Consider the following 18227-nt stretch of genomic DNA (forward strand, 5'->3'; position numbering starts at 1 on the left):
TCAGTTCCCCTTCAAGCAGACGTTGGCGATGTAGGCCTGTGCCATCTGCAAAGCGATCAGTCCTTGGTCGCCGTCGTCGGTGATGGCGACAATTCGTTGAGCATCCGATGGGTCAAGTTCGGCTCGCGCTTCTGCATCACCCAGGCCGGTGGTGGAGGAGGCGGCTCGCACAGCGGGAGCGGGGCAACGGGCTTTGACTGACAGCCGTTGACTGCCATCCCCGATACGAGCAAGCAGCTCAGCATTACTGGTTTGAGCATCGGTCAGGGCCTTTGTGTGTTCAGCGTCGAGTTGGGCCAACAGCTTCTGTGTGTTGCGGCGGGACTGCGCGGCAGCCTCAAGCGTGTTGATCGTGTCCACCTGGTCGCTGATGACGGTCTTGGCCCTGTCCAGGCTGTTGCTGACGTGATCGAGGCGCCACCCAGCGAGGATTAGCGCAACGGCCAAGCCGGCGATGAGATAGCGAGTCATTGTTGAGCCTCCATGCACTTGGCATGACGCTGGAGCTGGCGAGTCCATACGCCTGGGCAACGCTTGTTGCCTGGTGTGGAGCAGTCGAAGCCTGCGGCGAAGCGGTACTTGAGCAGCGAGGCGCACGCCTGGGCGTACTGGCCGGTCTGCAACTTTGTGCGCATCGAGGACTTGCGCCAGGTGCCGATGCCGTACTGGCCAACGAAGTCCATGTACAGATCGAACTCGGCTTGATTCAGCTTCACGCCCTGCATGGACGCGGCAAACAGCTTCTCGTCCTGGCTGATCAGGTTGCGGGCAAGCACGTCAGCGCGCTGCGGGGTGATGGTGTCGCCCATGCGAACTGGTGTGCCGTCTTCGTAGCGGGTTGAGCCGTGACCGATTGTCGGGACATCGCCCTTGGTGGGGATGACCGCGTGATCGGTGAAGCCCTCGTTCGCTTTCCAGGCGCCGATGCCGGCCAGACTCATGGTGAGCAGGCCCACGGCAATGCGCTGACGGTTGTTCATGGACGGCACTGGTCGCGCAAAGCTTGGATGCGGGCGGCGCTCTCGGCGTGTTCACGGCGATCCCGGCGGATCTGAAAAAAGGTGCTGATGAACAAACCCAGCACTGCAACGACCACACCAGCGATCCCGATCCAGTTGACCTGGGACAACCAGCCGACCATACCTGCAGCTCCACCAACCAGCATGCCCTTATTGGCCACTGACGCACCCACCACCTCTACGATGCTCTCGGGCGTCGGGTTGGCCATGTTCGAACTCCGGCTTGAGGCTGCCATTAGGGCCTCCAGAAACGAAAAAACCCCGCACAGTGGCGAGGCTCGGGTTTAATTTCGGATACAAAAAAGCCCGACTCAATGGCCGGGCTTGTCTTGAAGCGGTAAAACCGCAAGATGGCGAAATAATGCCAAACACTACTCAAAACGTCAAGCGGCACTCTCCTCTTCGCACATCTCTGCAACCACTGCCGCAACTGGCTTCAAGGCCTTTGCATCAAGCTTGTCGATGTGGCTGGCCAGCGTGTTCCAGATTATTGCCCAGTCACGCACCCAGTTATGTGGGTCCATCGCATTGCCGGTGCGGTCCTCAACGAACATGCACACCTCGCCAGGCCCCATTTCATCACGGCCCTGCACCATGCGCTTGTGGGACTGCAAGGCGGCGAGCGCCATCCAGTACGCCCGTTCACGCTTACGCTCTGGCAGGGAATCAAGACCCGATCCAAGCCATGCAAGCCCGTGCGCGATAGACAGATCATGACCTGTTGCCAGCGGCGAATAGAGAAAGTGCCCAAGATGCCTGATGGATTTCGGCAAGGTATCGATCGCCTGCATGATCAAGCCGGCGATCATCATGTGCGCGCAACGCGATTCCGTCAGCCTACGCCCTGGGCGCGTCTCTTGAACGCCGGCACGGCGCACTGCATACGAGCGAGCAGTTTCCTTGCCGTGTTCGTTCTCCAGCATCACAACGATTTTCTCGTCACCGCCGCCGGACTTCTTCCCGAGTCTTGCCTGTTCGGCAGCGACCGCCATCACGGAGGTTCGGCTTTCGTGGAGAGCGTCGTGCCATGCTTGTCTTGCGCTGATCAGTCTCATGCGGCATCTCCTTTCTTCAGTTCGCGGGTCATGGCCCGGTAGTCAGCCTTGATGGCCTTGATCTCTTCCACGGTGTACTTGCGGGCCTGATGAGGCCCTTCCAGCCAGGCCACTTTGTCGGAACCGATGCGCAGCACTAGGCGGATGCGGTACTCGACCGCGTTGCCGGAAAGGTTGCGGTTGCACTTCACGCACTGGCGGTGGATGTTCAGCGGCTCGAAGCGCAGCTCCGGACAGGCGCCGACGGATCGGTAATGGCCGGCGTCCCAACGGCTGCCGGTCATTAGGTCGTTGTCGTTGGGCTGTGAGTCGCAACTGATGCAGGGCAGGTGCGCATCACGCAGGCGGACGTACTCGTTCACCGCGGCCTGGGCTTCCCGGAGGTGGTCCGCCCTGCTCTTCAGCTTCTCCTTGCGAACCTTGATCTCCCGGCGCTCGACCTGGGCCAGGGACTTGCGGGCGGTTTCTTGGCCTTTCTCCGACTGCGCGTGAGCAATGGCGCAGGCGATCTCCCCACACACGGCTTGCGATTCTCGGGCTGGCGCGTACATCACTCGGCATTCCGGGCAGCGCTTGCGGCGTGGGCCGCCGGACTTGAGCGGGTTTTTCCGCTGTAGTGGGGCGCGCTTCATGCTGCCGCCTCCCACTGCTCTGGCATCTGCCCTTTCGGCTCGCTCCAGGTGACGCCCTTGTCGGCGCCGAAGGCGTACATGCACTCGATCACGTCGCCCAGCTCGGCCACGGTCATGCGCTTGGTGCTCTCGCCCAGCATCACAACCCCACCGTTGATGCCCTGGGCCATTCGGATCTCCTGGCGGGCGGCGGCGGTCATGAGCGCCTTCCAGTCCTCGCTGTCGAGCTTCTGCATCACTCCATTCACCGGCCATTCAACTTGGCGGGATATGTCTCCCAGCATTGCCCACAGCTTGGCGTTCTGCTCCAGGGTGCGACGGGACTTCACCGGGCGGACGATGATCTCTACGGCGCCGGCGGCCGACAGCTCGGTTGCGAACAGGTAGGCCAGGCGGAAGACGTCGCGGATGCGGTTCGAGCCGGCGGCCCAGTAGTGGCGGGGTTTGTGGATCACGTTGCTCATGGCTTTTTCCTCCACGGAAGGAAGGCCGCCTGGGCAAGCAATTTCATTTCGGAAAAGTCACTGCGGTTTTGCCACAAGATCGCGGCGGCATAGACGAATGGCGCGATCGGCAGCATCACCAGACAGAACAGCCGCGCCGCGAGGCGGTACTTGATCATCCACGGACGGACGCCTCTTGGATTGAAGGTTGGGATGATCATGACTGAGCCCCCTTTCCCATGGCGGCGTCGTAGTCGATGCCCAGCGATTCAGCCCGGCGCCGTGCGCTGTTGCCGTTACCCGGCGTGAAATCCGGGATGTCGTCGAACTCCGGGTATTCGGGGCGAGCCGGCGGATAGGCGGGAGCCTTCATCGCCTGATCGATGGCGGCGCGAAGGTTCTCGTTGTAATCCTCGCCAAGCACGCGCTCCCGAGGCTGATCCATGAAACTGCCGACAATCTCCACGCTGGTGCTGTTGTCGCCGGCATCACCGATTGGTGTGCTTACGTATCGGACATCCCAGAAATTGCCCTCAAGGGCGTCCAGTCGATCCTTGTCGAGGCGCAACGCCTCGTTCTCAGCCTTCAGCTCAGCATTCACCAGCTCGTAGGCTTGGTAGCCGGTCTTGAGGCCGGCGACTTCGGCCTTGAGATGGTCGCGCTCTTCTGCAACGCTGCAGTAGTTGGCGTGGTGGCGTGCCTGCCACTCCTTGAATTGCGCTGCCTGGCGCTCGTTCTCGTCGATCAGCGCCCGAACGACGGCAGGCGTAACAGCACAGAGAAACTTTGCCTTGGCTTCTCGCTCAGGGCATGGGCCGGCATGCTTGGCGCTCTTGGTGCGCATTGTGGCGATGTAGGCGTGGTCATCACGGATCGCCCACTCGCACCAATTCTCTTGGATGGCGCGCCAGTTCAAATCGCCGCAAGCCTCGGCCAGCCGCTTCAGTTCAGTGTTATCGCTCATGGCTTCACCTTCAGGCCAGCGGCTTCGATGGCTTTGCGGCAGTCGCGAAGAATGAAATTGCATTCAGCGGCGCAGTGCTGCTCAAAGCTCGGTCGACCATCGCCGCAATCCCCAGGGCCGGTGCCAAGTGGGTTTTCGGCCGGCAGCTCAATCACCAGCGCTTCCCGGGATGCCTGCCAGGCGCTCCAGCAGTGGGCCAGTGTGAAGCCGCAGTATTCGCCGTCATTGAACTGACCCAGATCTGTTTCAGGCCATTTCGAAATGACCCACGCTTCAAACTCATCCCGCATCTTGTCGGTCACGGCATTAGAACTTTTCATTGCCTTCCTCCATGGCGCGCAGCTTGTCGCGATTAATGATGTCGGTGCATTGCTGGAGGCCGTGCTCGCACTTGTCAGGCATGCCATCGTTGAACGTGTAGCAGCAGTCAGAGCAGATCCAGGCGCATTCGCCGCGGGCCGCTTCATCGGTCCACTCCCGGGTTGCTCGGTCCATTTCTGATATATGAGCTGGGAGGTCGACGGCCTTGATTAGCGTTACTTTTACGAGATCGCTCATGTCCGCTTCTCCTGCGCTTCCGCGATATACGCCAACCGCTCCAACCGCTGGGCAGCCTGGCCGGCAAGGTTCATGGCGTCCGCCTCGTCGATCACCGGAACGCAAACGAAACGAACGCCGGCCCTTACGAGACCGTTCGCTACCTCAAGGGATTGGCGTAGCTGTACTGGGGATGCTCGTTTCATGTCCGTTGCTCCAATTCCTGGGCCTGCTTGATCAGCAGCGCGCGGCGATCCGCCAATTCGTTAGCAGCATCAATCCGCATTTCGTCTTTTTTCTCAGCGCTGGCGGCGCGCATTTCCAGCATCGAGGACTTCACCAAATGCAGTTTTTCGCGCAGGGCTGGGGCCGGCCGGGTGATGGCGCCAGTGAGTAATCCCGCGATGGCCCGCCCGTCTTCGGTGATAGGCACGACGCTCAGGTCAGCCAGATACTTCTGGGCATGTTCCTGGGGGATTCGTTTCAGCTCCATGGCCTTGGTAACAGCCTGGATTCGGCGATTGGCGTCAAAGCCCACAGAGACGTGCCAGTTCACTGGCCTGGCGTCATCCCTTGCCTGACCCACGAAACGCTCGTACGCGCTGATGAAGGCCATCCGTGCGCCGATTTTGTCGCCAGCGTCGAGCACAGGCTTGGCAGCGGCCAGGGCCAACTGGATTTCATCGGTCAGCACCACGGTTTCGAACTCGTCGTTGGTGGTCATGGCGATGGCCCAGGCCTCGTCCTTGCCCGGACGGCCGTCGGCGGCCTGGACGCGCTGTAGGATGGCGGCCAGGGTCAGCTTGCCAGTGACTTCCCGGCGGCACGCCCACAGTGCGTTGGCGATCACATCCATCGGGTGATCGGCCAGATCCTCAGCCATCAGCTTGGCGGCTGGTGCGCTCAGGGTTTGCCCAAGGGTTTCAGCAGTGGCGCAGATCGCCATACTCAGCTCAGCGGTTTCGGCGAAGGAAAGCATTGGCTTGACCTCCTTCGAGAATGCTGCGACTGGCCTCCTGGGCGGCGCTGATATTCGCCTGGGTGTTCTCCATCTGGCGGGCGGTCACGGCGTTGACCTGGCGGCCGGTGAGCCACTGGGTGCGGATTCCCTCGGCCCGCGCAACCAGCAAACCCAGTTCGTGAGAGCTGCGGATGAAGAACGAGTCGTTGATGGTCACGTAGAACATCGCGACCTGCGGCGCCTCTTCAGCCCCGAGGCGCTGAACGAGCTGGGCGACCTGGGCGTTCACCTTCGCGTTTCGAACAGGCTCGACCCCGTAGCGATCGAGATAAGCGATCGTGTAGGCATCCCAGGTGTTGGTGTTGGCGATCTGCGCTTCAGTCTTCTGCCGTGGCGCTTTTGGCTTCAGCACCTGAATGTTCGTCGGCGCGGCCGGAGCTTCAGCGACTGGCAAGGGTTTTTGATCTTCGATCGGCAGATCAAGAGAGAGGGAATCAGGAATCAGGAATCCGGAATCAAGAGAGAGGGAATCAGCCGGGAAAGAACTGTTCTTGTCTGGTGCTTGCATGGTGCTAGCACCAGTCTTTACCGGGCAAGGCTCTACTGCGGGCTTTTCCGGGATAGTGCTCTTGGCTTCCTTGAGGTGTGGATTCTGGTGCTTGGCCCAGTTCACCACCTGGATGTAGTTGCGGCCATCAACGCTGTATCGGTCGATGAACTCCAGCTCATGGAGGCTATAGAGCATCGCATCGATATCAACATTGTCGGCCGGGAACAAGGCCATTTTCAGGCGGCGCGGGCGATCTTCCAGGCGCCCTTCCCTATCAGCCTCGGTCCACATGCCAATGAAGAGTAAGCGGGTGGCAAAATCCACCTCGGCAAGGTGTTCGTTCGAGAAGAACCCCGGCTTGATGTTTCTGGATCGGGCCATCATGGACGTCCTTTGCCAATAAGCTTGGCAAGCTCGAGGAAGCGATCGACGTACCAATGGGGCTGCGTCTCGCGTGGGGATTGAGGGCTGGTGAGGTTCTTGCCGTACTGGAGACCCTTTTCAGTCACCGACCAGAACAGAACCATTTCGCCCTTGGAGTTTTTGCGCTGGAGCTGCTTCAAGAAGCCACGGGAAGCCAGGGCGGTGTTGAAGGCGGCCGGCGAGCAACGGATATCGTTGTCCTTCAGCAGCGCCGTGGCCGACTTGGTGGGCATCGAGGAGCCGCCAGTGGCATCGGGGGCGGCGTCGATTGCGTAGCCAGGGAGGAATTTGGCGTCGAGGCCGTTGTTGGTGGCGATCTGGGCGAGCATCATCATTTTGCTAGACGGCGCCGGCTTCAGTAGGCGGTCGAAGCATTCCAGGATCGCCAGCTCCCCGATGATCTTTGGATTGGATGGGATAGCGCGGGCGCGCTCCCGATCTTCCAGGGCTGTCATGCGGTCGAACACCAGGGCCTGAAGCTCGTAGCTGTAGGACATGGCGATCAGGCATGCCTCCCGTTTGGGGAAGATGAAACACTTCTGGGATCGGCTTCTGCTGTCCATGTAATCGGCTGAAAATTTAGCCGATTGGTCAGCGCCCAGCACACGCGGGACCTTCGCCATCAAGTTCTTGTGAGTCAGGACCGGCTGACCCTGCTCGCGCTTCGAGTTGATGAACTCCACCAGCTCGATACTGGACATGGAAACGGTGCGCGACACGTTTTCAGATCCGGCGAAACGTGTCGCGACATTGGCCGGGGTATTGCCGGTATTGATTGAACTGTGCATAATCAGCTCCAGAACGTTTTGTTATGTGCTGCACGAAAAGCCACCCTTGCCCGGTGGCTTTTTTGTGCGTCCGATTTACTGCTTGGTTGTTTCATTGGCAGATCCTCAATAGTCCCTGGGGGACTTATCAGCCCTTGCGTCCTATGGAAGCGACGTTGCTGCGGCTTTTTGGCGGGCGCGTCATTCGATCAAGCGCCCGATTCATGATTGATGCGGCCATTTCTTCTGGCGTTAACCCGTTTCGTCTGGCCAGCAGCTCCAGATCAGCGAGTCCCTGCCAGTCGAGCTGGATTTCCAGCGGCTTTCTTTCAGGCACAGGGCCTCCTCGGCTACTTCAGGCCACGTCTGTTTTCGCGTTAAGCTCTTCCATCATCTGGTTCAGTCCACGCTCAAGAATCTCGCGGGCGAGCACGGCCTTCTGGGTCCGCTGGAACCGGGCCATGGCGGTCAGCAGATCGTCGGCCACCTCATCCAGGCGGACCTTTGTGGGTTTGTCGTGCATGTGGCTTGGGTCGAAGTGCATCGTTTGGCTCCTTTGAGCATGCAAGGTGGGTTAGGCGACTGATTCAATCGGGTACAGGTCAGGGCGAAGCTCATGGCGAGAAACGCCGGTGGCTTTCTCGATCGCTAAAACGCGGCCTGCCGGTACGTTGCCGGAGGCGCACATGCTCTGAACTGCTTGGGGGGTGCAGCCGAGAATCCGGGCAAGTGCCGATTGGCCTCCCGCTTCCTTCGCTGCTCGAACTGCTGCGTTTTCGTTCATAAAGGCCTCTGCCTGTTAATTTACAAGCAGAGATTACAATGCTGCATTGCAATCTACAAGTGGATATTGCAGTGCTGGCTACAAGCAGTCTTTGTATATTGGCGCCATGGAAAATATCGCTACCAGAATTGCCCGCGCCCGAGAGGCCAAGGGTTTAAGCCAGTCCCAGCTCGCAAGAGACATGGGGATTTCGCCGCAGGCTGTCCAAAACTGGGAGGCGGGAAAGGCAAATCCTAAGGGCGACCGACTATCTTCTCTTGCAATGATTCTCGGGGTTTCCGTGGATCACCTCATAACTGGCGCGCCTATGAAGGCCTGGCCGTCAGAAGTGGACGCGACGTCACCCGACGCGCTGTCACACCCAGGCCTTCAAGGAATCAGCGTATGGGATGACCAAACACCGCTGGACGATGATGAGATCGAGGTGCCTTTCTTAAAGGAGGTTGAACTTTCGGCAGGATCGGGGAAATTTGCAGTGGAAAGTAATTCCAGGGCAAAACTGCGATTTGGCAAGTACACATTCATGAGGCTAGGGATTCAGCCAAGCAACGTGGTGTGCATGCCGGTGAAAGGCAACAGCATGGAGCCGCTTCTGTCAGACGGATCTACTGTTGCTATTGACACGGGCGCTACCGCAGTCGTTGACGGGAAGATGTATGGCATCCTCTATGAGGACATGCTCCGGGTAAAAATTCTGTACCGCATCGCAGGGAGCAAGCTGCGCATTCGCTCGTTCAACCGTGACGAGTATGAAGATGAGGAGGTAGACGCCGCCAATGTTCGCATCATTGGGCGGGTCTTCCAGAGCTCCACAATCTTTTCTTGATGCACCACCACCGACAAGAGCCCGCTTAGCGCGGGCTTTTTAACGCCCGCTTGTAATGGGTGAGGAATTATTTTGTGATTTTTTACAATCTGCACTTGCACGCTACAAGAACTACTTGTAGATTTACTCCATCGAGACGCCACAGCGACTCGCCAGGGCCTCAACAGGCCCGCCGCTCTTTAGCTCCACCCCTTGCCGGATTACCACCGGCCCAGATTCAAAGGCAGCGATGAACCGGCCTAAACGGTTCAGAGGGTTGGCAACTGACCCGGGCGTGCAGCGTAAAGCGCCAAGAACAGTTATCCAGCGGGAGAACAAGCCGAAAGGCCCGCGGCTGGAGGAACAACTTGATTGAGCCGGTGACCGACGCCAGTAGCGGGTCACGGCGTACGGTTGATTTCTTGATTCGCTTCAGTGAGGCGGTCACGGAAATCGATTGGATTTTCTCGGTGACCTTGGCAACAGGGTCATCCGGAAAATCAACGGAGGACAAGACAATGCAAATCATGATCAAAAGCCGTTTCGCAGGCACCGTTTACGTTCAAGGCTGGACAGTTGCTACCGGCCAGGCGCAGGCCTTTGTATGTGAGGAAGGTTACGACGGTCCTTGCTGCATCGTTTTCTTTTGAGTGCGGACATTTTCACAGATGGCCCCCTGCTGTTTCAGGTCGGCCATCTGGCTTTACAAATGCCTCTCACACCCCGGGAGGTATTTGAAAGCCAAACAACGGAGCAAGACCATGACACGTGAAGAGCATCAAGAACTTGAAAACACCGCACTGGCGGCAATGGTTGGCCTGCTTTCCGGGAACCCAGACGTCTGTCCGGTAGCGCTGGCTAAAGGGTCGTTTGACATTGCGGAAGCCTTTCAAAAAGAGCGCCAGGCCCGCATAGGCGACATTCCTCCATACGACGTCTAAGGCATCACCTCTGCCCATTCAGTGAGTGGGCAGACGGATGCGGATGAACGCCCAGGCTGATGGGCAAGTGTAAGACCTGAGGGATCGCGGGAATCGTGGCCGGTAGAGTGAGTAAGCGCCCAGATGGCCGCGGCGAGTCCAAGAATAAGCGGCTGAAACCTTCGCCCCGGTGAAACTCCGGTGTCACTAAGGCCGCTAATAGTCATGCCGGGATCAGCTCCGGTCATCTGCATCAAGTATGGGTTGGGGGTTCCCGGCCGGGCGTTCGGTGCCATTAACCGACGGCGTGGGAAGCGTCGATAACTCAATCTCTGACAGCCGGGAAAGACCGGCACCATCCCCCGACCAATCCCGCATGCACATGACCCCGCGCCCCACGGCAACCAGCGGAAGGATCGTGTGCAGCCGGAATTTGTTGGATCAACCACTGAGGAAACCAGCATGTGCAATTGCGCAACCGAAGTTGAGGCAGCCGCAAAAGAAAAAATTCGCGCCAAGCTGCCCGAAGGCTCCCGCGACTTCTCCGTAGAGCTGCAAGGGTTCGCCTTTCTCCTGGGTGGCACCGTAAGCATGAAGAACAAGCTGAACCTGCACATTGAGTACGAGGTGCCAAAGAAGAAAGGCGACGGGTTCCAGCGCAAGAAGCAGGACATGTCGATGCTCGGCACCTACTGCATGTTCTGCGGCGAAAAGTACGACAAGGACGAGCCGGCAGTTGCCGCCGCCTAACCGGATCAACCAGATGGAGAGAGTCATGGAAACGAAGCACACGCCTGGGCCTTGGGTCGTCGACCCTGATTCACCTACTGATATCTCGCCAGCCGATTATCTGAGCCTGGGTATCGCATCTATCAGTCATGCCGACAAGGCCGGCGGACGATGGGAATTCGGAGAGCAATCTAAGGCCAACGCCAAGCTGATCGCTGCCGCGCCAAAAATGCTGGCGGCGCTGATCAAGCTGCACGATTCACTCAAGCAGCTCAACGATTGCGGCGATGTAGGCCAGATGGTTGCGGACTACGTAGATATCGCCCAAGCCGCCATCGCCGAAGCCACCGCCTAACCCCAAACACTGGAGGTCGCCATGAGCGATTGGAAACCGATAGAAGAGCTTCCGCCGCAGGCCGGCGACTACCTGGTGCTGCTGGGCGATGGACAGATGGCTGTCGGGTATTTCGATGCTTGGAAGACCTGGGGTTGCAGCGGTGTTCATCAAACCTATGACGGCTGTGGAGGCGTTGCCTTCGATGCGGCGCCTAGCCACTGGATGCCACTCCCACCGATTCCCATCGACTGACCCGCCACCCTGGAGGCAACGATGAACTCAGCACTGAAGATTTGTCAGGCCATGCACGACGCGCAGTTGCCTCCGATGGTGAGCGAGAGCCCTCGGGAGGTTGCGCGGGTTGAGTGGCTGCACAACGCGACTGAGGACCTGTTGCGCGGTGTGGATGTGAAGGTCCAGCGCCGGTGGCATCAAGCGCGAGTCGTCACGGTAGCGGACCTGGCCCTGGCCGTTGATGAGCACGTGAACAACCGCCTGGCGGACTGCAAGGTCCACACCCCGGCACTGGGCTGGCTGCTGCTGTCGGCAGATGGCCGGGCCGACAAGAACGCCGTTGCCGAACTCCTCGGCCCCAGCGACCACCCCTTCGGCAAGCTCGGCGAAATCGCACAGGCCCTACTTGAGCCCTTGGTCGATGACGCGCTGATCGCCCAGGCAGAGGACGACTCATTGTGACCATGAGCGCGCATGTCCTCATCGGCGAGGAGCTGGAGACCCTTGAGGATCCAGAAACACCGGCCTGTTGGTCGGTGATGATCCAGAAAACAATCAACGAAATGATGCTCGACAACCGCATCACCATCGAAGAATTCAACCACTACTGCGGGCGCCTCAACAAGATCGTTGACCGGCGCAAGGAGTCGTCATGTCCACCCCAATCGTGAAATCCCTGATCGACGAACAAATCGAAGAGCTGCCCGCCGACCGCATGATCCTGGCCTTCACCCACACCAAGTGGTTGGGCGCCCTATCGCTGGCTCATGACGCTGGCATCCCGAACGTGCATGCCTGGAGTGGCCGGGCCTGCCTGTGTGGTGAATGGACTGTCGCTTATGCCGTGAAGGTGACTCCATGAAAGCCATAACCTGGATCCTCGCCGCCTCAATCCTCTCGGCCATGCTTGCCTACACCGTTGTCCAGGATCGCCCAGCAGCCTGCCAGGCGCCTCAACTGTCTCAGGTGCTGAGGTGACTGCCCGTCAGCATCAACGTCGCCGCCTCATCTGGCGCGGCGCCACACAAGCCCTACTCGGCTGGTCTGGCTGGCTGTTTCTGATAGCCCTGGCCGATCTGATCGCGCCGAGATAACCCCTACACCTTCAAGCGCTGCGCACGTCGCGGCAAGGAATCCCCGTGTCCGCACAACAGCAAGTCATCACCATCGACGATATCAGCGAAGAGAACGCTCCAGCCATCTATGTCGCCGGCGGCCTGTTGCCCTTCTTCGAAAAAGTACGGGCCGAGGTCAGCAGCGAAGTGCCCGACCTCAAGACTGCCAAGGGCCGGGCCCGCATCGCCAGCCTGGCAGCCACGGTGAGCAAGTCGAAGACGGCCGTTGAAAAACCGGGCCGCGATTACCTCAAGCGCCTGAAGGAAATGCCGAAGGTTGTCGAGGCTGAGCTTCGGGAATTCGTCAACAAGATGGACGCTCTTCGCGATGCCACCCGCCAGCCGCTCACAGAGTGGGAAGAGATCGAGCAGGCCCGCAAGGATCGACACGTCGATAACATCCAGGCGATCAAGGATCTGGAGGTGTTTGGCGCAACGCCGACCGCCGCCGCCGTGTCACAAACCATTGCCCAGTTGGAAGCGATTGAGCTGGGCGACTCTTGGGAAGAATTCCTGCCAGAAGCCGCGCAAGCGAAAGACCGTACCCTCTCGCTGTTGCGTGCAATACACGCTGAGCGCACCCAATACGAAGCCGACCAGGCCGAGCTGGCGCAGCGCCGCGCCGAAGACGAAGCACGCGAGAAGAAAGAGCGCGAAGACCGTATCGCCCGCGAGGCCGCCGAACGCGCCACCCGCGAAGCAGAGGAAAAGGCTCAACGTGAGCGTGATGCCGCTGCCCAGCGCGCGAAAGACGAGCAGGCAGCCGCTGAGAAGCGGGAGAACGACCTGAAGCTGGCCGCCGCCGAATCCGAGCGCAGAGCAGAGCAGGCCAAGCGGGAGAAGATCGAATCCGATCAAAAGGCCGAGCGGGACCGTCTAAAAGCGATCGAGGACCAGAAGCAAGCAGTCGAGAACGCCCGTCTCGACGAGGTCGCCCGCCAGAAAGCAGCTGCAGACGAGATCATTCGCCAGCAGGAAGCCCGCGAAGCAGACCTGGAACACAAGAAATCAATCAACCGCGCCGCCCTGGAAGCATTCGTCGCCGGCGGCATGACCGAGGAATGCGCCAAGCAGGCAATCACCCTGATCGCCCAGCGCAAGATCCCCTCAATCTCTATCTCATACTGAGGTTTCCATGAGCACTGACATCATCATGCCGGAAGAACGGCACCAGTCCATTGCACTCCACCAGCAGGGCCAAGAGATCAGCATGTTGTCCACAATCAGCAGGCTCGCCCTCGACCCCCGCTGCGATATGGACAAGCTGGAGCGACTGATCTCGCTTCAGGATCGAATGGAAGCGAAGAGCGCGCTGGAGGCATTCAACGCCGCTTTTGCGGAGATGCAGTGCGAAATGCCTTCTGTAGAGAAGCGCACCGAGAACACGCACACGAAGAAAATGTACGCCGACCTCGACGACATCAACTACGCGGTGCGTCCGGTCATGGCTAAGTTCGGCTTTGGCGTGTCCTTCAAGATCGTGAACCAGGCCAATGGCGTGAGCATTACCGGCATCCTGATGCACAAGGCCGGGCACCGCGAAGAAACGACCATGATTTTGCCTCTCGATGCCGGCGCGGGGCGCAGCGCTGTTCAGTCGGTTGGCTCGACCACCACCTACGGCAAGCGCTACGTAATGTGCGCCCTGCTGAACATCACCAGCGGTGACGACGTCGACAACGATGGCTACAAGGAGCCGACCGATCCGCTTGTCACCCCAGTGCAAGCTCGTCAGGTTCAAGCTCTTCTGGACAAGTGCAGTGAAACAGCTAAAGGCAAGTTCGCCGATCTGTACGGCGAGCCGGCAAACGTCACAAAAGCAAACTTTGACAGCGTGCTTGCCGCACTTACCAAGTCGGCAAACAACAATCAGCAGGTGTAATCATGCAAATCATCACTGAAGTTGAGCAGGGTTCGCCGGAATGGCTAGCCCTGCGCCTCGGGATCGTCACTTGTTCTGAGTTGGATTGCCTGCTGGTCAACGGCAAGGGCGAGGCTGGGTTCGGCGCTGGCGCGTTCACCTACATGAACACGCTGATCGGTGAGCGCATCACTGGCGAGGCGGCCGATCCCTTCCAAGGCAACCGCCACACCGAGCGCGGCCACGAACTGGAGGGTGTTGCGCGCAAACTCTACGAGCAACGTAAAGAAGTAAAAACCACTCAGGTGGCAATAGTCCTCAATCACGGCGCCGGTTACTCGCCTGACTCGTTCGTCGATGCCAACGGCCTGACGGAGATCAAAACCAAGTTGCCTAAGTTTCAGGTGGAAGTGATTTTGTCCGGCGAAATACCGAAGGAACACGTCGCCCAATGCCAGGGCGGCCTGTGGGTTTCGGAGCGCGAGTGGATCGACTTCGTCTGCTACTGGCCGGGAATGCCACTGTTCATCAAGCGCGCCTACCGCGACGAAGCAATGATTCGAAAGCTCTCGGAGCGGGTGAAGACCTTCTACGAAATCCTCGATGACCGCATGAACCAAGTACTGGGGATCGCAGCATGATCAGCACCGAGCTCAGCATGATCCATATGCTCAACCCGCACCGGCACAAACTGGCACTGCTCCAAGAGGCATTCTTGAGCAAGGGCGGGACCATTGAGGTGCTGGAGGGGCCAGCATTCAAGCCTCCACCACCAAGGCATGAACCGCCGCCGACTGTGAAGAAGGCCAAGCCTAAGAAGGTCGAGCCGCCCCGGCAGAAGTGGATAGACAAGATGGCCCAGCGGGATATCGAGCGAGAGGAGCGCGCACTCAAGCGCGAACAGGACCGAGCCGACAAACTGGAATACGTCCGCCACCTCGCCCAGACCATGACCTATGCCCAGGCCGTATTGCGCACCGGGTTCCCGCTTCGAGAGCTCACCAGGCTCGCCGCGAAGGGAGGGTTCAAATTCCAGCCAGCGAAGGCCCAGGCCAATAAGGGTGGGAAAATCTTCGATGAAGAGCGAGACGCCCGAAACGCGGAAATGATCCGAGACTTCAAGGCTCGTGGATTCACGCGGAACCAGGCCAGGGAAAGCATCCAGTCCACGTACAAGAACTTCGACCGTCTGCTGGAAAAGTTCGGTATCGACTATCCGAAAAGCGGGAAAGGGCCTGAACCGGCCTGCTTCGACAAGAAAAAGCTGGGGTGAACCATGGCCGAAACACAGGAGCCGACGGCGGAAGCGCTCAAGCAGCGCCGCAAGCGCGAGAAGGCAGCAGAGACAGCTGCAAAGCTGGGCATCGAGAAGTTCACGGTTGAGGTCGCTGGCATCTTCAAGAAGGACCTTCAGCGGGTCATGAAGGCCCACGGTATCAACAACCAGCAGGACGTACACCAGCGACTGCTGATGAACCTGATCGCGGCGGACTTCGAGGCTCAGGTCAAGATGCTGAAGATCAAAACGACACCTTTCGTTGTTACTGAAAAGGTGTCGCGACTCATTGAGGCTGCCGGGCTGAAGTCGCTCGCCGACGATCCGCCGGAGCCTGACGACGAAATCGACATTCCGAAATAACCCCTACCCCACGCTGCGCATCCGGTCACGGAGGGCGGCGCCTGACTGGAAATCAACTATGACTCCCTCCCACCAGATACTGGTCGGCGACTGCCTGGAGCTGTTGCGGCAGATGCCAGACAACAGCGTCGACAGCATCGTGACTGACCCGCCATATGGCCTGTCTTTCATGGGCAAGAAGTGGGACTACGACGTCCCGGCGGTTTGGGTATGGGTTGAGTGCCTGCGCGTGCTCAAGCCTGGCGGGCACCTGCTGGCGTTCGCCGGAACCCGCACCCAGCATCGCATGGCATGCCGCATTGAGGACGCCGGGTTCGAGATCCGCGACATGATCGGCTGGGTCTACGGGTCGGGGTTCCCCAAGTCGCACAACCTTGCCGGCGAGCATGCAGGATGGGGAACGGCTCTCAAGCCTGCGTTGGAGCCAATCACAGTGGCCCGCAAGCCATTTGCGGGCACCGTCGCGGCCAACGTTGCCGCGCATGGCACTGGAGCGCTGAACATTGACGCCTGTCGGATCCACAGCGCCGACGCGCAGGCCAGCGAGTACACCCAAAAGCGGATGGCTCCCGGCCATGTGGTCAACGCAACCGGCGCCTGGAAACAGGACGCGCAGTTTACCGGCATGCTGAAGGCTGGCCGCTGGCCCGCAAACATTATTCACGACGGAAGCGCCGAGGTCGTCGAGGCATTCCCTGACGCACCGGGCCAGCTCGCGGCCGCCAGCACCAGCAACACCCAGCGCGCCGGCCAAAATGTTTACGGCAACATGAAGCGCGGCCGCGGTACCGAGGCCAGTGCCAACCGCGAAAACGCGGGCGTCGTCGGCTTTCAAATGAAGCCCGGCGCCCGGCGGCTGGATTCTGGCAGCGCTGCGCGATTCTTCTACTGTGCCAAGACCAGTCGCAAGGACCGCAACGAAGGCCTGCTCTGCTCGAGTACTCCCGCCGTAACCACGGACGCAACGATGCGTGATTGCGAAACCGCCGAATGGAGTACTCGCAACGGTAACAGCCACCCGACGGTGAAGCCTACCGACTTGATGGCGTACCTACTGCGCCTGGTCACACCGCCAGGCGGCGTGGCGCTTGACCCGTTCATGGGCTCAGGGAGCACAGGCAAGGCGGCGATGCGCGAAGGTTTCCAGTTCATCGGCTGCGAGATTGACGAGCAGTACGCGGCGATCGCCAGGGCACGCATCGAACACGAAGTCACCCGCCAGCAAGAGCAGCAAGCCGAATCCGATCAACTGGATCTGTTCGGCACCGCCTAATCCGGCCTCATGCCGGGCCATCAACCAATAGCCCACAAACTCGAATCACGCCAACCGGCGAGGATCCTCATGCTCACAGCAATCGATTTGTTCGCCGGGCTCGGCGGATGGTCTACCGGCGCCCGGAATGCGGGCGTCAATGTTTTATGGGCTGCCAACCACTGGCCCGTTGCGGTCGAGTGGCATAGTCGCAATCATCCTGATGCAATCCACATCTGTCAGGACTTGCACCAAGCTGATTGGTCCCAGGTTCCAGCGCACGACATACTGCTTGCATCGCCGTGCTGCCAAGGCCATTCGAAAGCACGAGGCAAGAAGGCCGGGAACACCAAGCACGACGCATCTCGCTCCACGGCATGGGCGGTCGTGTCGGCGGCTGAGTTCCATAGGTCCGAGGTCGTGCTCTTAGAGAACGTCAAGGAATTCATGGACTGGGAACTGTATCCGGCCTGGGCGTTGGCGATGGCGGCTCTTGGCTACATGATCGCCCCTCACATCGTTGACTGCGCCGATCTTGGCGTGCCCCAGCATCGGGTTCGCCTGTTCCTGGTCTGCACCCGCAGCAAGGCGCCACTCAATCTACAACTTCAGCAGCGCCAACATGTGCCAGCCTCATCGTTCATCGACTTCGCTGCCGGTAAGTGGGGCAAGATCGAAAAGCCCGGTCGAGCCGAATCGACCCTACTGCGCGTAAAGAATGGGCGGGAGCGCTTCGGCGAGCGCTTCATCATGCCTTACTACGGATCCGGCTCGGGCCTTACCGGCCGCAGCCTGGACCGTCCAATCGGCACAATCACCACGCTTGACCGCTGGGCCCTGGTGCGCGGTGACGAAATGCGCATGCTGTCGGCTGACGAGGCTCTGGCGGCCCAATCCTTCAAACCAGACACCAAGCGCCCGGACAACCACCGGCTGACCATGCACATGACCGGCAACGCGGTGCCGCCGCTGGCCGGACAGATCGTCATCGAAGAGCTCCAGCGAGCCGCATAGCTCCCCCACTCCACCGCCAGGGCATGCCCCGGCAAGGCAAATCATCGTGATCCGCAAATACCGATTCAGCGAGCTCATGGCCCGCCTGACCAATGAAGAGTGGACGGTCGTTAAATACGGCAAGGACAGCTATGTCTTTATGCCGACTGCCTACAAGGCTCGGAGGTCGTGATGGATTGGTTACTC

General features: G+C 59.6%; 33 protein-coding genes. 16 read left to right on the forward strand and 17 right to left on the reverse strand.

What is annotated here, in order from left to right; genetic code table 11:
• The 17 genes from HU742_RS18145 to HU742_RS18225 form a co-directional block, all read right to left on the reverse strand.
• Positions 1-471 carry a lysis system i-spanin subunit Rz gene (locus tag HU742_RS18145; RefSeq protein ID WP_186643061.1) on the reverse strand — a complete coding sequence of 157 codons (471 nt, stop codon included), beginning with the start codon at positions 469-471 and terminating at the stop codon, positions 1-3.
• Positions 468-980: a glycoside hydrolase family protein gene (locus tag HU742_RS18150; RefSeq protein WP_186643060.1), complete on the reverse strand. Its 513-nt coding sequence runs from the start codon at positions 978-980 to the stop codon at positions 468-470. The genes HU742_RS18145 and HU742_RS18150 overlap by 4 nt, the downstream gene beginning before the upstream one ends.
• The gene (locus tag HU742_RS18155; RefSeq protein WP_186643059.1) at positions 977-1228 is read right to left on the reverse strand and encodes a phage holin family protein; all 252 of its coding nucleotides are present in this window, start codon (positions 1226-1228) and stop codon (positions 977-979) included. Before HU742_RS18155 ends, HU742_RS18150 begins: the two co-directional genes overlap by 4 nt.
• Positions 1229-1402: 174 nt before the next feature.
• On the reverse strand, positions 1403-2074 hold the full coding sequence (locus tag HU742_RS18160; RefSeq protein ID WP_186643058.1) for a hypothetical protein: 672 nt from the start codon (positions 2072-2074) through the stop codon (positions 1403-1405).
• Complete coding sequence (locus HU742_RS18165) at positions 2071-2706, reverse strand: recombination protein NinG (protein WP_186643057.1); 636 nt, start codon at positions 2704-2706, stop codon at positions 2071-2073. Before HU742_RS18165 ends, HU742_RS18160 begins: the two co-directional genes overlap by 4 nt.
• Positions 2703-3170 (reverse strand): recombination protein NinB, encoded by a 468-nt coding sequence (locus tag HU742_RS18170; RefSeq protein WP_186643056.1) that lies wholly within the window; start codon positions 3168-3170, stop codon positions 2703-2705. The genes HU742_RS18165 and HU742_RS18170 overlap by 4 nt, the downstream gene beginning before the upstream one ends.
• Positions 3167-3370: a hypothetical protein gene (locus HU742_RS18175; protein ID WP_186643055.1), complete on the reverse strand. Its 204-nt coding sequence runs from the start codon at positions 3368-3370 to the stop codon at positions 3167-3169. The genes HU742_RS18170 and HU742_RS18175 overlap by 4 nt, the downstream gene beginning before the upstream one ends.
• Positions 3367-4113: a hypothetical protein gene (locus tag HU742_RS26820; protein ID WP_225923589.1), complete on the reverse strand. Its 747-nt coding sequence runs from the start codon at positions 4111-4113 to the stop codon at positions 3367-3369. The genes HU742_RS18175 and HU742_RS26820 overlap by 4 nt, the downstream gene beginning before the upstream one ends.
• Positions 4110-4415 carry a phiTE_015 family protein gene (locus HU742_RS18185; RefSeq protein ID WP_186643054.1) on the reverse strand — a complete coding sequence of 102 codons (306 nt, stop codon included), beginning with the start codon at positions 4413-4415 and terminating at the stop codon, positions 4110-4112. The genes HU742_RS26820 and HU742_RS18185 overlap by 4 nt, the downstream gene beginning before the upstream one ends.
• Positions 4416-4419: 4 nt before the next feature.
• Complete coding sequence (locus tag HU742_RS18190) at positions 4420-4671, reverse strand: hypothetical protein (RefSeq protein WP_186643053.1); 252 nt, start codon at positions 4669-4671, stop codon at positions 4420-4422.
• Entirely contained in the window at positions 4668-4856 is a 189-nt protein-coding gene (locus HU742_RS18195) for a DUF1382 family protein (RefSeq protein ID WP_186643052.1), read from the reverse strand. The genes HU742_RS18190 and HU742_RS18195 overlap by 4 nt, the downstream gene beginning before the upstream one ends.
• A complete protein-coding gene (locus HU742_RS18200; RefSeq protein WP_186643051.1) occupies positions 4853-5629 on the reverse strand; it encodes a hypothetical protein in 777 nt (258 codons plus the stop codon). Before HU742_RS18200 ends, HU742_RS18195 begins: the two co-directional genes overlap by 4 nt.
• Positions 5604-6545: a hypothetical protein gene (locus HU742_RS18205; RefSeq protein WP_186643050.1), complete on the reverse strand. Its 942-nt coding sequence runs from the start codon at positions 6543-6545 to the stop codon at positions 5604-5606. Before HU742_RS18205 ends, HU742_RS18200 begins: the two co-directional genes overlap by 26 nt.
• Positions 6542-7303 carry a Rha family transcriptional regulator gene (locus HU742_RS18210; RefSeq protein WP_367616102.1) on the reverse strand — a complete coding sequence of 254 codons (762 nt, stop codon included), beginning with the start codon at positions 7301-7303 and terminating at the stop codon, positions 6542-6544. The genes HU742_RS18205 and HU742_RS18210 overlap by 4 nt, the downstream gene beginning before the upstream one ends.
• Positions 7304-7499: 196 nt before the next feature.
• Positions 7500-7688 (reverse strand): hypothetical protein, encoded by a 189-nt coding sequence (locus HU742_RS18215; protein WP_186643048.1) that lies wholly within the window; start codon positions 7686-7688, stop codon positions 7500-7502.
• Between the two features lie 18 nt (positions 7689-7706).
• Positions 7707-7895, reverse strand: a complete 189-nt coding sequence (locus tag HU742_RS18220) for a hypothetical protein (protein WP_010568074.1) — start codon at positions 7893-7895, stop codon at positions 7707-7709.
• A gap of 30 nt (positions 7896-7925) precedes the next feature.
• Complete coding sequence (locus HU742_RS18225; protein WP_186643047.1) at positions 7926-8135, reverse strand: transcriptional regulator; 210 nt, start codon at positions 8133-8135, stop codon at positions 7926-7928.
• A gap of 106 nt (positions 8136-8241) precedes the next feature.
• Here HU742_RS18225 and HU742_RS18230 point away from each other — a divergent pair, with 106 nt between their 5' ends.
• The 16 genes from HU742_RS18230 to HU742_RS18305 all read left to right on the forward strand — a co-directional run bounded on the left by HU742_RS18230 (position 8242) and on the right by HU742_RS18305 (position 18041).
• Positions 8242-8961, forward strand: a complete 720-nt coding sequence (locus tag HU742_RS18230) for an XRE family transcriptional regulator (RefSeq protein WP_186643046.1) — start codon at positions 8242-8244, stop codon at positions 8959-8961.
• A 347-nt stretch (positions 8962-9308) separates the two neighbouring features.
• A complete protein-coding gene (locus HU742_RS18235; protein ID WP_186643045.1) occupies positions 9309-9590 on the forward strand; it encodes a hypothetical protein in 282 nt (93 codons plus the stop codon).
• Between the two features lie 111 nt (positions 9591-9701).
• Positions 9702-9881, forward strand: a complete 180-nt coding sequence (locus HU742_RS18240) for a hypothetical protein (protein WP_186643044.1) — start codon at positions 9702-9704, stop codon at positions 9879-9881.
• Between the two features lie 399 nt (positions 9882-10280).
• Positions 10281-10610: a hypothetical protein gene (locus HU742_RS18245; RefSeq protein WP_186643043.1), complete on the forward strand. Its 330-nt coding sequence runs from the start codon at positions 10281-10283 to the stop codon at positions 10608-10610.
• Between the two features lie 25 nt (positions 10611-10635).
• Positions 10636-10944, forward strand: coding sequence for an XkdD/Y8K6 family phage-associated protein (locus HU742_RS18250; RefSeq protein WP_186643042.1), 309 nt, complete (start codon positions 10636-10638; stop codon positions 10942-10944).
• Positions 10945-10965: 21 nt separating this feature from the next.
• A complete protein-coding gene (locus HU742_RS18255) occupies positions 10966-11178 on the forward strand; it encodes a hypothetical protein (RefSeq protein ID WP_186639140.1) in 213 nt (70 codons plus the stop codon).
• 21 nt (positions 11179-11199) lie between these two features.
• Entirely contained in the window at positions 11200-11622 is a 423-nt protein-coding gene (locus HU742_RS18260) for a hypothetical protein (RefSeq protein WP_186643041.1), read from the forward strand.
• Between the two features lie 2 nt (positions 11623-11624).
• A complete protein-coding gene (locus tag HU742_RS18265; protein WP_186643040.1) occupies positions 11625-11831 on the forward strand; it encodes a hypothetical protein in 207 nt (68 codons plus the stop codon).
• Positions 11813-12022 (forward strand): hypothetical protein, encoded by a 210-nt coding sequence (locus tag HU742_RS18270; protein WP_186643039.1) that lies wholly within the window; start codon positions 11813-11815, stop codon positions 12020-12022. Before HU742_RS18265 ends, HU742_RS18270 begins: the two co-directional genes overlap by 19 nt.
• Before the next feature lie 277 nt (positions 12023-12299).
• Positions 12300-13403: a hypothetical protein gene (locus HU742_RS18275; protein WP_186643038.1), complete on the forward strand. Its 1104-nt coding sequence runs from the start codon at positions 12300-12302 to the stop codon at positions 13401-13403.
• Positions 13404-13410: 7 nt separating this feature from the next.
• Positions 13411-14157: an ERF family protein gene (locus tag HU742_RS18280; RefSeq protein ID WP_202884260.1), complete on the forward strand. Its 747-nt coding sequence runs from the start codon at positions 13411-13413 to the stop codon at positions 14155-14157.
• Positions 14158-14159: 2 nt separating this feature from the next.
• Positions 14160-14777: a lambda exonuclease family protein gene (locus HU742_RS18285; RefSeq protein WP_186643037.1), complete on the forward strand. Its 618-nt coding sequence runs from the start codon at positions 14160-14162 to the stop codon at positions 14775-14777.
• Entirely contained in the window at positions 14774-15409 is a 636-nt protein-coding gene (locus HU742_RS18290; protein ID WP_186643036.1) for a hypothetical protein, read from the forward strand. Before HU742_RS18285 ends, HU742_RS18290 begins: the two co-directional genes overlap by 4 nt.
• 3 nt (positions 15410-15412) lie before the next feature.
• Positions 15413-15775 (forward strand): hypothetical protein, encoded by a 363-nt coding sequence (locus HU742_RS18295; protein WP_186643035.1) that lies wholly within the window; start codon positions 15413-15415, stop codon positions 15773-15775.
• A gap of 58 nt (positions 15776-15833) precedes the next feature.
• A complete protein-coding gene (locus HU742_RS18300) occupies positions 15834-17048 on the forward strand; it encodes a DNA-methyltransferase (RefSeq protein ID WP_186643034.1) in 1215 nt (404 codons plus the stop codon).
• A gap of 69 nt (positions 17049-17117) precedes the next feature.
• Entirely contained in the window at positions 17118-18041 is a 924-nt protein-coding gene (locus HU742_RS18305; protein WP_186643033.1) for a DNA cytosine methyltransferase, read from the forward strand.
• Positions 18042-18227: the final 186 nt, after the last annotated feature.

This window comes from Pseudomonas marvdashtae, from assembly GCF_014268655.2.
GTDB lineage: Bacteria > Pseudomonadota > Gammaproteobacteria > Pseudomonadales > Pseudomonadaceae > Aquipseudomonas > Aquipseudomonas marvdashtae.

Excerpts from the sequence above, each read along its gene's own strand:
- HU742_RS18255 (WP_186639140.1), top strand. The coding sequence starts at position 10,966 with ATGAGCGATTGGAAACCGATAGAAGAGCTTCCGCCGCAGGCCGGCGAC.
- HU742_RS18160 (WP_186643058.1), bottom strand. The coding sequence starts at position 2,074 with ATGAGACTGATCAGCGCAAGACAAGCATGGCACGACGCTCTCCACGAA.
- HU742_RS26820 (WP_225923589.1), bottom strand. The coding sequence starts at position 4,113 with ATGAGCGATAACACTGAACTGAAGCGGCTGGCCGAGGCTTGCGGCGAT.
- HU742_RS18200 (WP_186643051.1), bottom strand. The coding sequence starts at position 5,629 with ATGCTTTCCTTCGCCGAAACCGCTGAGCTGAGTATGGCGATCTGCGCC.
- HU742_RS18250 (WP_186643042.1), top strand. The coding sequence starts at position 10,636 with ATGGAAACGAAGCACACGCCTGGGCCTTGGGTCGTCGACCCTGATTCA.
- HU742_RS18175 (WP_186643055.1), bottom strand. The coding sequence starts at position 3,370 with ATGATCATCCCAACCTTCAATCCAAGAGGCGTCCGTCCGTGGATGATC.
- HU742_RS18225 (WP_186643047.1), bottom strand. The coding sequence starts at position 8,135 with ATGAACGAAAACGCAGCAGTTCGAGCAGCGAAGGAAGCGGGAGGCCAA.
- HU742_RS18280 (WP_202884260.1), top strand. The coding sequence starts at position 13,411 with ATGAGCACTGACATCATCATGCCGGAAGAACGGCACCAGTCCATTGCA.
- HU742_RS18195 (WP_186643052.1), bottom strand. The coding sequence starts at position 4,856 with ATGAAACGAGCATCCCCAGTACAGCTACGCCAATCCCTTGAGGTAGCG.
- HU742_RS18205 (WP_186643050.1), bottom strand. The coding sequence starts at position 6,545 with ATGATGGCCCGATCCAGAAACATCAAGCCGGGGTTCTTCTCGAACGAA.
- HU742_RS18265 (WP_186643040.1), top strand. The coding sequence starts at position 11,625 with ATGAGCGCGCATGTCCTCATCGGCGAGGAGCTGGAGACCCTTGAGGAT.
- HU742_RS18285 (WP_186643037.1), top strand. The coding sequence starts at position 14,160 with ATGCAAATCATCACTGAAGTTGAGCAGGGTTCGCCGGAATGGCTAGCC.
- HU742_RS18240 (WP_186643044.1), top strand. The coding sequence starts at position 9,702 with ATGACACGTGAAGAGCATCAAGAACTTGAAAACACCGCACTGGCGGCA.
- HU742_RS18230 (WP_186643046.1), top strand. The coding sequence starts at position 8,242 with ATGGAAAATATCGCTACCAGAATTGCCCGCGCCCGAGAGGCCAAGGGT.
- HU742_RS18220 (WP_010568074.1), bottom strand. The coding sequence starts at position 7,895 with ATGCACTTCGACCCAAGCCACATGCACGACAAACCCACAAAGGTCCGC.
- HU742_RS18165 (WP_186643057.1), bottom strand. The coding sequence starts at position 2,706 with ATGAAGCGCGCCCCACTACAGCGGAAAAACCCGCTCAAGTCCGGCGGC.
- HU742_RS18150 (WP_186643060.1), bottom strand. The coding sequence starts at position 980 with ATGAACAACCGTCAGCGCATTGCCGTGGGCCTGCTCACCATGAGTCTG.
- HU742_RS18170 (WP_186643056.1), bottom strand. The coding sequence starts at position 3,170 with ATGAGCAACGTGATCCACAAACCCCGCCACTACTGGGCCGCCGGCTCG.
- HU742_RS18190 (WP_186643053.1), bottom strand. The coding sequence starts at position 4,671 with ATGAGCGATCTCGTAAAAGTAACGCTAATCAAGGCCGTCGACCTCCCA.
- HU742_RS18305 (WP_186643033.1), top strand. The coding sequence starts at position 17,118 with ATGCTCACAGCAATCGATTTGTTCGCCGGGCTCGGCGGATGGTCTACC.
- HU742_RS18145 (WP_186643061.1), bottom strand. The coding sequence starts at position 471 with ATGACTCGCTATCTCATCGCCGGCTTGGCCGTTGCGCTAATCCTCGCT.
- HU742_RS18295 (WP_186643035.1), top strand. The coding sequence starts at position 15,413 with ATGGCCGAAACACAGGAGCCGACGGCGGAAGCGCTCAAGCAGCGCCGC.
- HU742_RS18300 (WP_186643034.1), top strand. The coding sequence starts at position 15,834 with ATGACTCCCTCCCACCAGATACTGGTCGGCGACTGCCTGGAGCTGTTG.
- HU742_RS18260 (WP_186643041.1), top strand. The coding sequence starts at position 11,200 with ATGAACTCAGCACTGAAGATTTGTCAGGCCATGCACGACGCGCAGTTG.
- HU742_RS18155 (WP_186643059.1), bottom strand. The coding sequence starts at position 1,228 with ATGGCCAACCCGACGCCCGAGAGCATCGTAGAGGTGGTGGGTGCGTCA.
- HU742_RS18290 (WP_186643036.1), top strand. The coding sequence starts at position 14,774 with ATGATCAGCACCGAGCTCAGCATGATCCATATGCTCAACCCGCACCGG.
- HU742_RS18270 (WP_186643039.1), top strand. The coding sequence starts at position 11,813 with ATGTCCACCCCAATCGTGAAATCCCTGATCGACGAACAAATCGAAGAG.